The following is a 14336-nucleotide window of genomic DNA, read 5'->3' on the forward strand; positions in this document are numbered from 1 at the left end:
ATGGCGTCAACCTATGAACGGCCCCTTGCCGGGTCAAGGACGCTCACACGGAGATGAAGGGATGCCAGCGCCGCGTCCAGCGCGGGGGCTGAAATCTCCATATATTCAAGGGCCTCGGTCCAGAGCAGGACGGCTCGAACAGGCTTTTGGGGATAAAGCCGCGCCAGCACCGCCCGGTACAGCGCAAGCTGCCGGACATAGGCCGCCGGCGCTTCGGCCGCGCTCCTGGGCGCGGCTTGGTTGGTCTTGAAATCGACGATCAAAACTTCATCCGGACGAACGACCAGCCGGTCGATCTGCCCCGACACCAGCGCTGGGGTGCGGCCCGGCCGCTCCAGTCGGCCGACGATGGCGACCTCCGCCCGGCTGCCGGCGCCAAACACCGGCGCGAAGCGCGGTTCGGCGATCAAAGAGAGCACCTTGTCGGCCAGCGCGACGCGATCGATCTCGCTCCAGTCCGAGGCATTGCGCGCCATGAAGCCGAGCGCGGCCTCGCGCCGGCGCTCAATGGCGATGTCGGGGAGCGATTGCAGCAGCCGGTGCACAAGCGTGCCGCGTTGCAGCGCGACCGCGCGGGACTGCACTGATTCGCCTGACCGCACCGCGCGGCCCTCCTCGGCCGACTGGCCGGAAGGGCGGACCGGATCGTCGTCGGCAGTCTCGCTTGGTGCCGGCTCCCGCAGCCAGTCCGGGAGCGCGGTCGTCTGGTCGGCGGACATCGCCGGCGTCCCCAGTGCCTCGGCATCCCCGGGCCGCGCGAATCGCGTCACCTTGCCAAGCGGCGTCTCGATCGTCTGTTTTTCCAGGCCCGAGCCGGCGAGCCCGGTGTCGACCAGATCGTACCAGCTCAGCTTGCGAACCGTCTTCATGTTGCCGGGCAAGCAGCCTCCGACGATCAGCCGGTCGGCGGCGCGCGTCATCGCGACGTAGAGCAGCCGGCGGTATTCGTCCTCGGTCTCTTCGATCATCGCCTTGCGTGCGTCGGCGACGGGCTTGGGATCATCCGCCTTGCGGCCGGCCCAGACCACGACCTCGCCGCCATTGCCGCGCGGCACGTGGATCAACCGCAGCCGCTGCGAGTCCGCGGGCGACGTCGTCGTATCGACCATGAACACGACGGAAGCTTCCAGGCCCTTGGCGCCGTGCACGGTCATCACCCGCACCTCGTCGCGCGAGATCTCCATGTCGCGCTTCACCTCTGTGTCGGCCGAGCGCAGCCAGGCCATGAAGCCCTGCAGCGAGGCCGGCGCCTTGCGCTCGTAGTTCAGCGCCAGCTCCAGGAATTCGTCGAGCGCGTCATTGGCCTCGTGGCCGAGGCGGCGCAGGATGCGCGCGCGTCCGCCGTCGCCGCCAAGCAGCCAGGCATAGAAGGCAAACGGCGTCTCCTCGCGCGACCGCACCTCGCAGGCTTCCAGGCGCCGCAGCGCCGTGGCGAACTTCTCGCTGGTGCCCGCATGCTCGCCGAGCGCCCGGCGCAGCGACCCCTTGCGGTCATGAGCCAACTGAAACAAATCGTCGTCATCAAGTCCGAACAAGGGGCTCTTGAGCGCCACCGCGAGCGCGAGGTCGTCCTGCGGCAGCAGCAGCGCGTCGGCGAGGTTCATCAGATCGATGATGCCGATGTGTTCGGTAAGCTTGAGCCTATCAGCGCCGGCGACCGGGACATTGGCGTGCTTCAGGGCCTGGATCACGGCGTCGAACGCATTGCCGCGCCGCCGCACCAGAATCAGCATGTCGCCATAGCGCAGGGGGCGCCGCTCGCCTTCGTGTCCCGTCAGCGTGCCGCTCTCGACCAGCCGCTTGATCTCGACTTGGATGCGGCGGGCAAGCTTGACCTCGGGGCTGGTAGCGGCGACGCCATCGAACGGCGCGCGCCAGCCTTCGATCTCCTGCCTGTCATCGGCTACGGCGAGATCCCACAGTTCGATCACGCTGGGACCGGCGTCAGTGAGCGCGTTATGCAGGGGATGGCCGATCTCGACCGAATGGATGCTCTTGTAGATCGTGGGCTCACGGAAGACATGATCGACCGAGTGCAGGATCGCGGCGCCCGAGCGGAACGAATAGGTGAAGGCGACGGGATCGAACTTCAGCCCGGCCGCGGTGAACTTGCGGTGCAGCTCCCGCTTGCGCGCGTCGAATTCATGGGGATCGGCGCCCTGGAACGAGAAGATCGACTGCTTCTCGTCGCCGACCGCGAAGACGGTGCGGTTCAGGCCCTCGCGCGCGCCTGCACCCGCGGTGAATTCCGAGATGATATGCGCGACGATGTCCCATTGCCGCGGACTGGTATCCTGGGCTTCGTCGATCAGCACGTGATCGACGCCGCGGTCGAGCTTGTAATGCACCCAGCCCGAGGAGACGCGGTCCAGCATCGCCAGCGTCTTGTCGATCAAATCGTCGTAGTCGAGCAGCCCGCGCTCCTGCTTCTCGCGGCGGTAGTTTGCGGCCGCCGCGGTCGCGATATGCAGAAGTGCCGCGGTGCGGTCGCGCATGGTCACCGCGCGGCGCTTTTCGATCAGTCCGCTGATGCGCTGCGCCTCATTCTCGAACAGACGGGCCACGGAGGGGTTGTGATCGCAAAACTTCTTGGTCAGCACCGCCTTGCGCGGCTGCTTGTCGTCGGTGAGGAAGACGCCCAAATAGGCTTCAACTTGCGCAGCGCCGGAAAAAACCTTTGCTTCGCGAAGGCGACCCGCCTGGTCATTGTCCGACTTGCTGCCGCCCTCCAGCGCGAAGGCGATGTCGTCCCAGCGCGATCGCGGCAGGAATGGACCATCGAGAATCTCCGTCTCGACGTCTTCGATGCGGTCGCTCGCGTCCACGCCCAGCGCCGCCGCCATCTGCTCGGCGGCTAACTCGGCGTTGCCGGCCTCATCGGTCCAGGCCATGAAATGGTCGCGGCTCAGACAAGCCTCGCGCACGACCTCCTTGAACGTGACGTCGGCGGCGCTCGCCATCGCGGTCAGCAGCGCGCGGCCGGTGACGCTTTCAGCATCGCGCGCGGCCTCCAGCAGCACCTTCAGATTGGCGCGCTCCATCATGTCGGTCTGGTCGCGCTCGTCGATCACGGCGAAGCGCGCGGGAACATTGGCCTCGAACGGAAACTGCTGGAGCAGGCGGGTACAGAGCGCGTGGATGGTCTGGACTTTCAGTCCGCCGGGCGTCTCCAAGGCGCAAGCGAACAGCTTTCGCGCCTTGCGCCGCAAATCGCGATCGGGATGGGGAATGCCGACCGCCTTGATCGCCGCGTCGAGTGCGGTGTCGTCGAGCGTGACCCAATGCCCGAGCGTGGTGAACACGCGCTCGGCCATGTTGGCGGCGGCGGCCTTGGTGAAGGTGATGCAGAGGATCTTTTCCGGTGGCACGCCCGAGAGCAGCAGGCGGATCACCCGCTGCACCAGCACGTGCGTCTTGCCCGAGCCGGCATTGGCCGACACGAACGCCGACGCGGTAGGATCGGATGCGCGCCTTTGTGTCTCACGCACCGCTTCGGGAATGGGGCGCGGCGCTCTCACCATTCCTCGATCCCCAATCCGCCGGCCGCGGACCATTCCTTGATCCGGGCGAGGTCGTCATAAGTGCCGTAGCGATTGGTCCACATCGGAAGGTTCAAGGAGGTGTAGGGCTGGTTCTCGTCGTCGAAGGCGCGGATCAGCGCCTCCAGCTTTGCTCTCGCTTCGGCGGCGGCAGTATCTGGCGGCTGCGGTTCGTCGCCTTGCCTATATTTGAGCTCGAGGATGCGCTCCTCGCCCGGCGGATTGTTGCCGCTCAGGCGAACATAGACGAGCTGGCTCACGGACGCACCGGCGTCGATATCAGGAAAACCGCCCTCGCGCAGAATCGCGGCCTCCAGCGTGAGCTGCGGCGACAGGCCCATGCGGACCTGCTTGCCGGTCGGCGGCTGGCCCGTCTTGTAGTCGAGGATCGCGTAGCCGCCGCCTTGGCGCCGCTCGATGCGGTCGGCGCGCGCGGAGAGCTTGAAGCTGCGTTCACTGTCGAGCCGGATCGAGATCTCGCCACGCGTTTCCGCGGTGATCGCCTCGATCACATCGCGCCGCGCCGTCTCCCACTCTCCGAACCAGCGCGCGATGCGCTGGAAGCGCGGCCACCACAACGCCCGCGCCTCGGGGCGCTCCATCAGTGGCGCAAAATACTTCTCGCCGATCGCGCGCAGCACGCGGGCGGGATCGTCGGGCAGATGCGTCGCATAGGTTTCGGTGAACTCGCCGAGCGCATCGTGGATCGCCGAGCCGCGATCGGCGGCCGAGAGCGGCATGTCGACGGGATCGAGCGCGTCGAGCCGCAAGATGTGCTTTGCGTAAATCGTGTAGGGATCGCGCAGCCAGTCCTCGATCGCGGTCACGGACATCCTGAGCGGCCGGGTCGCGCGCGGCGGCCGCGGCTCGGGCTGCTTGATCGGCTTGACCTCGGCTGGCTGGTCCAGCGCGCCTGCGAATTGCACGTATTTCTCGCCGGCGCGAGTCGCTGCCCTCCAGAGATCGTCGCCCGCGACCGCCTCCAGCCGATGCAGGAAGCGCGACGCCACCGCCGGCGCGCCGCCGGCCTTGGCGGAATGGGTGAGGATGACCTCGTCGCCACCGAGCAACTGCGCAAAATCATGCGCGGAAAGGCCGATACGGCGCTCAGGCAAATCGAGACCAAGCTGGTGCCGCATCGGCCGGCTGAGCCAGGGATCGATCCGCGGCGCCGGCGGCCAGACGCCTTCGATCAGCCCGCCGATGATGATGCGATCTGCCTGCATCAGGCGCGATTCCAGCGGACCGTAGATCTGCAACCGCGCGCCCGGTCTGTCCCGCCGCCGCACCGCGCGATCACTGAACGCGGTCTGGAACACGTCCGCGTAGTCGGGCAGCGTCACCATCAATCCGCTGGTGGTGCCGCCGCGCAGGAGATCGTCGAAGGCGCTCGCGAGCGCGAGGCCCTCGCGTTCCTCGAAGGCCAGCGGGATGCCCTGCTCGTCGCGCGACAGCTCGATCATGATCTCGCGGTGGCGATGTGCCAGCTCGGCGAAATCAAATGGCTTCGACGACGCCAGGCTCTCGATCGGCGCCAAGGCTTGTCGCAAGGCATCGATCAGGGACTGGATGCGATCGAGATCCTCGGCCTTGAGACGGGCGCGGGGCTCGGCCTTATGCAGCGCGGAGACCTCGCTGCGCCACAGCTTCGCCAGCTCCTCGCGGAAGCGGTTGAATTCACGCAGCAGGCCGGCGGTGCCCGCAGGCGGGCGCGTGCCGCGCAAGAGGGCGAGCTCCAGGCTTTCGATCGCCGCCCTCCACGCGCCAGGGGCGCGGCCGAGCCGGCACAGCGGATGCTTCAGCATCGCCAGCAGCGTCGGCGGCTCCAATCCCCTGGTCGCTGCCTCCGCTGTGAGCCGCGCAAAGACGCCGGCGGACGTCTCCATCAGGACGTCGCCGCCGGAATCGTCGAATGCGAGATCCCATCGGGTCAGCGCGGCCATCACCCGCCGCGCCAGTGCGCGGTCGGGCGTCACCAGTGCCGCCGATTTGTCGAGATGCCGGGCCTCGCGCATTGCAATCGCAATCGCGAGCGCTTCCATCTCGGGATTGGGGGCTTCGACAACCGCGAGATTGTTCATGCCGGCGGCGATCTTCGCGGCGATGTCCGGCTGCTTGAGGCGGTCGTGCCAGATCTCGGTCTTGGCCGAGGGCCGCATCGATTCCGACGCGAGCAGATCGCGTCCGCCTTCCGCGGGCGGCCGGAGGATATCGACATCGCTGCGCTTGATGCCAAAGCGATCCAGCAGCGCATGCAGGGCATATTGCGGGTGGTTCGACGCCGGATGCTCCGCGAATTTGCCGAGCGAATCGCGCACGCCGCCGATGCTGCGCCAGGCGTCCTCATCGAGATCGGTGTCCAGGCCCGGCAGCACCACGGCGCCGTGCGGTAGCGAGGCGACCGCATGGAGGAATTTTGCCGTGGCCGGCATCGAGCCGGTCGAGCCGGCCGCGATCACGGGGCCGTGGGGATGCGCGGTCAGCCGCCTGGCTTCGGCCGCGATCAGCAGATCGCGCCGCGCCGCCGGTTCGATCCGGTTGATCTCGGCGAGATGACCGGGCCACGCGATGCGGGCGATGCGCAAAAATTCCAGCGAGTGCTGCCAATAGCGGTCGAGCATATCAGGCACGAGGCCGTCGAGCGCGCTCCAGTCGACGCCGCGCGTGACCATGTCGTCGATCAGGCGGGCGAGATCGCCCGCGAGCGCCAGCGTTGAAGCGGGACCGCCGACGACCAGCGGAGACAGCACCGGCCCCTTGGCCCAGGCCGCGACGAGCTGCGCCAGCGTCAGCCGCCGGTCAAGCTCGCCAAGCCGCGGCGGAATGTCGAGCGGCGTTGCGCCGGAGAATTGCTCGCCCTCATCGGCGAAGGCGAGCTCGTCCTCGTCGATGTCACCGAGCGCGACGATGCGCGGCAGCACGACGGCATCCGCCTTCATCTCGTCGAGGAAGATCTCGCGGACGACGCGCATGGCGCGTCGGGTGGGGAGGTAGAGCGTGGCGTCGGCGAGTCGCGCCGGCTCCTTGCGCGCCTCGAATCCATTGACCAGCCGGCCGTCCAACAGGGCCGAGACGACCGTGCGCAGGAACGGAACTGAGACGGGAACGCTGAAGACGCGCATGAGCTGCCTGATTCGGGATCAGGCGCCAATATAGGGAGGCGGACTCAATTGGTCATGGGTGGAGGCGAGATAGTCCCCGCTGTTCGCCGGACTGGGACAGGTCTCGTAGGGTGGGCAAAGGCGCACTTGCGCCGTGCCCACCGTGCATCACCGAGCGTCAGCTTAGATGGTGGGCACGCTTCGCTTTGCCCACCCTACGGCACCGCCTCCGGTACAATAGCGCAGCCCTACGCCACGCTCTCCAGAAACGCCTCTTCCGCCGCATGCACGGCGTCGGGAGTGCCGACATGCATCCAGACGCCGTCGAGGCGGAGGCCAAACAGCCGCTCCTGCTCGTTGGCGCGGTCGAACATCTTGGTCAGCGAGAACTCGCCCTGGGGGGCATCGGTGAAGATCGATGGCGACAGGATCGCCGCGCCGGCATAGACGAACGGAACGATCTCCTTTTCCTTGCGCTTGCGCAGGGCGCCGTCGGGCAGCATGCCGTAATCGCCGCGGCCGCTGTAGCCGATGCTGGTTGCCGTCGGCGCCATCAGCAGCAGGATGTCCATGCGTGCAGGATCGAAGTTTTCGGCCAGCCGCGCCAGATTGGAGCGCACGCCGTCGATCCACAGCGTGTCGGAATTGACGTGGAAGAACGGCGCATCGCCGAGCAGCGGCAGCGCCTTGACCACGCCGCCGCCGGTGCCGAGCACCTGGTCGCGCTCGTCCGAGATGGTCACGCGCGGATGCTGGCGGGATGCGGTGTGATCGATGATCTGGTCCGGCAGATAGTGCACGTTGACCACCGCCTCGCTCACGCCGGCCTGGCCGAGCTTGTCGAGCACGTGGTCGAGCAGCGGTTGGCCGGCCACGGGGACCAGCGGCTTCGGCATCGTATCCGTCAACGGACGCATGCGCAGGCCGAAGCCTGCGGCGAGCACCATGGCTTTGGTCGGTTTGACGGACATCCTCGGCTTTCTCAGACTTGGCTTTCTCAGACCCATTGATGTGGCGTTCGCAGCAAGCCTAACACGAGGTTCGACCGACCGCACCGCGTCTTAATCGCCTTAGCCACCTGCCGTGACGCTTGTACGACGGGTGTTGCCGTCACGCCCGGACGGCTGTGGAACGCGTCTTTTTCTTCCTGTCGCCGAGCTTGAGAAAATTGACGCCGATCTGGTCGCCATTGACCCAGGCCAGTTCGCAGCGCCGGTACGCCAACCCGGTGGACGACAGCAGGAGAAAAAATTCCTTCAGATGCAGGCCCTCGATCGAGCCGTCGATGGTCAGCTTGGCGCCGCTCTCGGAGACGTCCTCCATGATGCAGTCGCGCCGCCAGGTGCCGTCGATTCCCATCATCTGGGCCGCGATCCCGCGTTCGAAAACAACGCGGCTGTTCCCACGATGGTCCGTCTTCACCGCCATCTGACCATGCTCCAGCCCCGCTTTTGTCCGGCGGCCTGCGGGCAATGATACCGATTCGATGGCTAACAGCCGGTAAATGGGCCCGCGAATCAGGCTCGGAGGGGCTCTTGGAGCGGCTCTTGGGGCGGCGGGACGTTGGCGAGATACCAGTCGCGCAGAGGGGTGAGCGCCGGATGCGCCAGCGAGCGCTGCAGATAGGTCCAGATCCGCGGCTGGTGGCGCAGATAGTGCGGCTTGCCGTCGCGGCGGTTCAGGCGCGCGAAGGTGCCGAGCAGGCGCGTGTTCCGCTGCGCCGACATGATGGCGTAGAGCTCGGCGAAGCCGGCCGCGTCGAAGCCTGCATCATCAGTGCGGCGGGCCTTGATGTAGCGCGACAGCAGCGTCAGCTCGAGGGTTTCAGGCACGTCGATGCGGGCGTCCTGGAGCAGCGACACCACGTCGTAGGATTGCGGTCCGAGCACGGTGTCCTGGAAGTCGATGACGCCGACGCGCGCGATGCCGGTACGCTCAGCGAGCCAGATCAGATTGGGCGAGTGGTAGTCGCGGATGATCCAGGTCTTCGGCGAGGCCTGCGGCTTCTTCAGCAGCTCGCGCCACATCGCGAAGAATTCCGCGCGCTTCTCGTCGCTCAGCGGCGCGTTGCGGTCGGGCAAATACCACTCCGGCATCAACCCGATCTCGATGAGCAGCGCGTCGGTATCGAAGACGGGAATGGCGTAGGTCTGATCCGCCAGCGGCACTTTCTCCGGCAGCGTCCTGCCGTGCAGCAGGGCCAGCAAATCGGCAGCGGCTTCGTAGCGTTCGGCAATCGGCCGCGGCGGGTCGCCTTCGACCACGCCTTCGCTGCCGAAATCCTCGCTGATCAGGAAGCCGTGGTCGAGATCGCAATGATGGATTTCCGGCGCGGAGATTCCTTGCGCGCGCAGGCCCTCGTCGATGGCGACGAAGGGTTTGATGTTTTCGGCGAGATGCACCGCGGCGCTGTAGGATTTTCCGTTGTACATCGCAGCGCCATCCGGGCGCTGCGGAGAGTTCATGAGGATGACGATCTCGTCGTCGCGCAGCAGCCGCGCATAGGAGCGCGTCGAGGCGTCGCCCGCCATCCGTTTGCGCGTTGCCTCCATGTAGCCGGATGCATCGAGGAATTCGCGCAGCGCCTGCAGCCGCGCGACGGTGGCGGTAGCCGTGCCATGGCCGGTGATGTCGGCGGCGCGTGCATTCGAGCCCAATGCCGGCCGATGCGTCAGCGCGATGTCGATGCGGTCTTGCGGCATCGCCGACGGCGCGCGCTCCGGCCATTCGATCAGGACGAGCATGGCATCGGGCAGCGGCGACAGGCCGATCTCCTCGAGCTCGCTCTCGTCCTCGACGCGGTAGAGGTCGGCATGCACCACCGCGAATGGCGGCAGCTCGTAGCCCTGCACCAGCGTGAAGGTCGGGCTCGGCACTTCCAACGCCTCGTCGCCGGCGAGATAGCGGATCATGGCCCGCGCCGCCGCGGTCTTGCCGGCGCCGAGATCGCCGGTGAGCGTGATGACGTCGCCGGGGCCGACCAGCAGCGCGAGGTCGGCCATCAGTTGCGCAGTCGCCGTCTCGTTGTGAAGCGCGACGGAGAATGTGGTAGGTCCAGTCATTCGGCGGCGTCGCGATGCGCCGCCTGGTCGGTCGGGAAGTCGCAGATCACGACCGTGCCCCTGCCCACGATCGAATCCACCCGCACCTTGCCGCCATGCAGCTCGACGAAGGAGCGCACCAGCGACAGGCCGAGCCCGGCGCCGCGGTGGCGCGAGCCCTGCGAGCGGCTTTCGAACCAGTTGAACACCTTGTCTTTCATGTCGGCAGGTATTCCAGGCCCGGAATCTGTCACAGTGAAGACCACGCTGCGTTCGGTGCGGCGGGCGCTGATGCCGACGGCGGAATCCTGTGGAGAAAACCCGACGGCATTGGCGAGGAGGTTATAGAGCACCTGCACCACGCGCTTCTCGTCGCCGGTGAAGCTGCCGACATCCGGCGCGATCTCGACCTTGAGACGGATGCGGTCGGTGGCGAGCCGGTCCTGGAGACCCTCGGCGGCGAGCTCGATGGTCTTGCTGACGTCGACCGGGCCGAGTTCCAGCTTCATGGCGCCAGCGTCGATGGTGGCAAGATCCAGGATGTTATTGGTCAGCGCCAGCAGCGCATTGGTGGATTTGGTGACGTAGTCGAGATATTCGGCCTGTTTCGGCGTCAGCGGCCCGGTCGAGGGATCGCTGAGGAAATGCGCGAAGCCGATGATGGTGGTGAGCGGCGAGCGCAGCTCGTAGGAGACGTGGTGGACGAAATCCACCTTCATCTGGTCGGCCGCCTCCAGCGCCTCGTTGCGCTCGCGCAGCGCGCGCTCGACGTTCTCGGTGTCGGTGATGTCCTGGAACGTCAGCATGGTCGCGCCGTCGTGCAGTGGCCGGATCATGCCGTCGAGCACGCTGCCGTCCTTGCGCTCGAGCTTCAGCGGCACGTCGGCGCGGCTCTCGATCGAGGTGACGGCCTCGCGGATCTGCCGCCAGACGACCGGGTCGTCGAACAGCTGATGACACCAGCCTTCGACCGTCTGGATGTGCGGCTCGTCGCGCATGGCATCAGCGGACAGCTTCCACATCCGGACGAAGGCCGGGTTGAACAGCTGCGCCTTGCCGTTGCTGCCGAACACCGCGACGCCTTCGGCGAGGCTGTCCAGCGTCTCGCGCTGGACGCGGATCATGCCGTCGAAGCGGCGGGCGAGCTCGAGGCTCTCGGTGACGTCGTCGAACAGATAGGTGACGCCGCCTTCCGGATTCGGCGTGGTGACGACGGAGAGCGCGCGGCCGTCGGGCAGGTACCAGGTGTCCTTGGCGGTCTCGACAGCGCGATAGGCCTCGTGCAGCTTGGCCTTCCAGGCGCGGAAGTCCGGCTGCTCCGGCAGCTTGCGCCCGGCGCGGAGCTGGTCGAGCACGCTCGAATCATCAGGGTTGGCGTCGAGGAAGGTGCGGTCGAGGTCCCACAGCCGGCGGTAGGAATCGTTGTAGAAGGCGAGCCGGCGCTGGCCGTCGAACACGGCGACGCCGGAGGAGAGCTGGTCGAGCGTGCGGCGATGCGCCTCCGCCATCCGCACCAGTGCCGAACTCAGCCCATCCGCTTCGCTGGCATCGATGGCGACGCCGACATTGCCGCTGCCGACATTGACGGCACGGACGTCATAGATGCGCCGCTCGCCGCCGATCACGATCGGCAGCCGCGAGGTGAAATTGGCCACCTCCTTCAGTCCTCGCTCCATCGCGGTGCGGTCGGCGCTGTCGAGCAGCTCGAGCTTGCGCTCCTGGGCGTCGGCGATGCTGGCCGCCTCGGTCGCACGGACATAGGCGGGGTTGGCGTAGGTCAGCGCGCCGTTCTCGGCCTTGGCCCAGATTGGCCAAGGTGCGGCAGTGGCGAAGCCGCGCAGCATTTCCGTCTCGTCGGAAAGGGCCTTGTAGCGCAGATTGGTTTCGGCCAGATCGCGGCGGAGCCCGGAGAGTTCCCGTATTCTGACGATGGCCTGGCCGCCGATGGCGCGGCCGATGGCCTCGAGCGTGTGGCCATGCGCGGTGGTCAGCGTCAGCTGGAACCCGTCGCCGCGGTCGCGCAGCGCGTCGACCGCGTGATCCATCTGGAGCGCCGGTTCCGGGGGCAGCCAGGTTCCGAATGCGAGCACGCGTTGCGGAGAGGAGTCGCGCGGCAGCACCATCGAGATGTCACCGGAGATCTGCGCGCGATTGTCCCCGGCGGGCCAGGAGATCAGGATTTGCGGCTCTGCGAACAGCAGTGCGCCGAAGCGGTCGGCCTGGAGCTGGAGTTCCCCGATGCGTGCGCGCAGCCGCGCCTCGTTCTTCGCCGTGCGCACGCGCGTGCGCATCAAGAGGATCGCGGCGACCACGGAGAAGCCGAGCAGGGCCAGCGCGGTGGCCAGCACCGCGAGCTCCTGCCGGTTGAAATCCAGCAATATTGAGAGTGTGTCGACGAGATCGGCCTTCTCGGCTGCCTTGGCCGGCACAGCCGGCAGCAGCGCCGCGAGAGCGCTTCCCAACACGCCGTTGCGCACGAGCGATGTGCACGACAGCAGCGTCCGACGCATCGACACGATCACGCCTGACATAGTTGCCCCAAGACCGCACGGATTTACGCGCGACGACCCCCGTCGCGTGCGAATCAAACGACAATACCCTCACCGCGACTCCACCGGTAAGAGTCCAGATCGTGAACGCAAAGGCGACCCCAAAAAAATGCCGGGCCGAGTGTTCCAACTCACGTAGTTGTTCGGGATGATTCGGCGGGATATGCCGAGCGTTAGCGGCCGGTCGAGCCGAATCCGCCGGCACCGCGGTCGGTCGCCGACAATGTGGCCACGGGAATCAGCGTGGCCTGCACCATGGGCGCGATCACCATCTGCGCGATGCGCTCGCCGCGCTGGATCACGAAGGCGGCCTGGCCGTGATTGATCAGGATCACCTTGATCTCGCCGCGATAGTCCGCGTCTATCGTGCCCGGCGAGTTCAGCACGGTGACGCCGTGCTTGGCGGCAAGCCCCGAGCGCGGCCGCACCTGGGCCTCGTACCCGGGCGGCAGCGCGATCGCGAGGCCCGTCGGCACCAGCGCATATTGGCCGGGGACGAGCGTCAGCGGCTCGTTCTCGGCGACCGCGGCCATCAGGTCGAGACCGGCGGCATCACTGGTCTGATAGGCCGGCAGCGGCAGGCTCTCCGCATGGGGCAGGCGCTGCAGTTCGACCGTGACGTTCGTGCTCAAGATGCGGGCTCCGGGGCTTTGTCGTTCAAGGATTTGTCGGTCACGCTTCTAGCGACATGCGCGACCAGTTCGATGGCGACCTGTTCCTTGGTCATCGCTGGCCAGGAATCAACCTCGATCTCGTTATCCTTGCGGCTTATCAGGTGCACGGTGTTGCGGTCCCCGCCCATCACGCCGGTGGCGGGCGAGACGTCGTTGGCGACGATCCAGTCGCAGCCCTTGCGGGCAAGCTTTGATTTGGCGTTGTCGATGAGGTGCTCGGTCTCGGCGGCAAAGCCGATGACCAGTGGCGGGCGCTGGTCGGTCAGTTTGGAGATCGTCGCGAGGATGTCCGGGTTCTCGACCAGCTGGAGCGGCGGCATGCCGGCCGAGGTCTTCTTCAGCTTCTGCACGCCTTCATTGGCGACGCGCCAGTCGGCGACCGCCGCGGCGAAGATCGCGATATCGGCGGGAAGCGCCGCCTGCACCTGCTCCAGCATCTGCCGGGCCGATTCCACATGCTTCACCGTCACGCCCGGGGGATCGCTCAGATCGACCGGGCCGCTGACCAAAATCACCTCGGCGCCTGCGGCCTGTGCGGCGGCAGCGATGGCAAAGCCCTGCTTGCCGGAGGATCGGTTGGCGATGTAGCGCACCGGATCGATCGGCTCGTGGGTGGGACCTGCGGTGATCAGCACGCGCTTGCCGGCGAGCGGGCGCGGCACCGGCGGCCGCAGCAAGCGTTCGGCGGCGGTGGCGATCTCGATGGCTTCCGACATGCGGCCGACACCGGCTTCGCCCGCCTCGGCCATCTCGCCGGAATTTGGTCCGATCAGCACCATGCCGTCGCGCTGAAGCTGCGCGACATTGCGCCGCGTCGCCGCGTTGTTCCACATCAGCGGGTTCATCGCCGGCGCCAGCAGCACCTTGCGATTGGTCGCGAGCAGGATGGCGCTGGCGAGGTCGTCGGCGTGGCCATTGGCCATCTTGGCCATCAGATCGGCGGTGGCGGGGGCCACCACGATCAGGTCGCATTCGCGCGCCAGGCGGATATGGCCGGCGTCGAACTCGCTCTGGGGATCGAACAGGTCGCTGTAGACGCGCTCATGCGAGAGTGCGCTCACCGCCAGCGGCGTGACGAATTGCTGCGCCGCCTTGGTCAGCACGCAGCGGACCTCGATGCGGCGCTCCTTGAGCCTTCGGATCAGATCCAACGACTTGTAGGCCGCGATCCCGCCGCCGATGATCAGGGTCACGCCGGCCTCGGGCAGGGCGCCGCTGCGCTGGGCTATGGGCGCCGACGACGGAACCGCGAACGGCGTCAGCGGCTCCTCACGGCCCTCGATCAGCTCGCCCAGGATGACCCGGACCTCTTCCTCGACCGATCTGCGGTTCTTGGCAGAGCGGAGGCGCAGATAGGTTTTGACGCCCTCGTCGAGCTTGCGGATGGTCAGGCTTGCCACGACGCCCTCCAGCACGAAATGATAGCGATGCT

General features: G+C 66.9%; 8 protein-coding genes. All 8 read right to left on the reverse strand.

The features are described 5' to 3' along the window. Positions 1-11: 11 nt before the first annotated feature. Positions 12-3521 carry a double-strand break repair helicase AddA gene (gene addA / locus IVB31_RS30380; protein WP_247331502.1) on the reverse strand — a complete coding sequence of 1170 codons (3510 nt, stop codon included), beginning with the start codon at positions 3519-3521 and terminating at the stop codon, positions 12-14. Then, positions 3515-6661, reverse strand: coding sequence for a double-strand break repair protein AddB (gene addB, locus IVB31_RS30385; RefSeq protein ID WP_247331504.1), 3147 nt, complete (start codon positions 6659-6661; stop codon positions 3515-3517). Before addB ends, addA begins: the two co-directional genes overlap by 7 nt. A gap of 227 nt (positions 6662-6888) precedes the next feature. Beyond that, entirely contained in the window at positions 6889-7611 is a 723-nt protein-coding gene (locus IVB31_RS30390; protein ID WP_247331506.1) for a nucleotidyltransferase family protein, read from the reverse strand. Positions 7612-7750: 139 nt separating this feature from the next. Then, positions 7751-8068, reverse strand: a complete 318-nt coding sequence (locus IVB31_RS30395) for a PilZ domain-containing protein (protein ID WP_247331508.1) — start codon at positions 8066-8068, stop codon at positions 7751-7753. Positions 8069-8157: 89 nt separating this feature from the next. Beyond that, entirely contained in the window at positions 8158-9702 is a 1545-nt protein-coding gene (gene tsaE, locus IVB31_RS30400) for a tRNA (adenosine(37)-N6)-threonylcarbamoyltransferase complex ATPase subunit type 1 TsaE (RefSeq protein WP_247331511.1), read from the reverse strand. After that, positions 9699-12212: a PAS domain-containing sensor histidine kinase gene (locus IVB31_RS30405; protein ID WP_247331513.1), complete on the reverse strand. Its 2514-nt coding sequence runs from the start codon at positions 12210-12212 to the stop codon at positions 9699-9701. Before IVB31_RS30405 ends, tsaE begins: the two co-directional genes overlap by 4 nt. 191 nt (positions 12213-12403) lie before the next feature. Continuing rightward, positions 12404-12862: a dUTP diphosphatase gene (dut, locus tag IVB31_RS30410; protein ID WP_247331516.1), complete on the reverse strand. Its 459-nt coding sequence runs from the start codon at positions 12860-12862 to the stop codon at positions 12404-12406. After that, on the reverse strand, positions 12859-14304 hold the full coding sequence (gene coaBC, locus IVB31_RS30415; RefSeq protein WP_247331518.1) for a bifunctional phosphopantothenoylcysteine decarboxylase/phosphopantothenate--cysteine ligase CoaBC: 1446 nt from the start codon (positions 14302-14304) through the stop codon (positions 12859-12861). The genes dut and coaBC overlap by 4 nt, the downstream gene beginning before the upstream one ends. Positions 14305-14336: the final 32 nt, after the last annotated feature.

It is taken from the genome of Bradyrhizobium sp. 21 (assembly GCF_023073335.1).
In the GTDB taxonomy this organism is placed as follows: Bacteria; Pseudomonadota; Alphaproteobacteria; order Rhizobiales; family Xanthobacteraceae; genus Bradyrhizobium.

Bases quoted from the DNA above. Each gene is read 5' to 3' on its own strand.
- addA (WP_247331502.1), bottom strand. From the start codon at position 3,521: ATGGTGAGAGCGCCGCGCCCCATTCCCGAAGCGGTGCGTGAGACACAA.
- IVB31_RS30390 (WP_247331506.1), bottom strand. From the start codon at position 7,611: ATGTCCGTCAAACCGACCAAAGCCATGGTGCTCGCCGCAGGCTTCGGC.
- tsaE (WP_247331511.1), bottom strand. From the start codon at position 9,702: ATGACTGGACCTACCACATTCTCCGTCGCGCTTCACAACGAGACGGCG.
- IVB31_RS30395 (WP_247331508.1), bottom strand. From the start codon at position 8,068: ATGGCGGTGAAGACGGACCATCGTGGGAACAGCCGCGTTGTTTTCGAA.
- addB (WP_247331504.1), bottom strand. From the start codon at position 6,661: ATGCGCGTCTTCAGCGTTCCCGTCTCAGTTCCGTTCCTGCGCACGGTC.
- IVB31_RS30405 (WP_247331513.1), bottom strand. From the start codon at position 12,212: ATGTCAGGCGTGATCGTGTCGATGCGTCGGACGCTGCTGTCGTGCACA.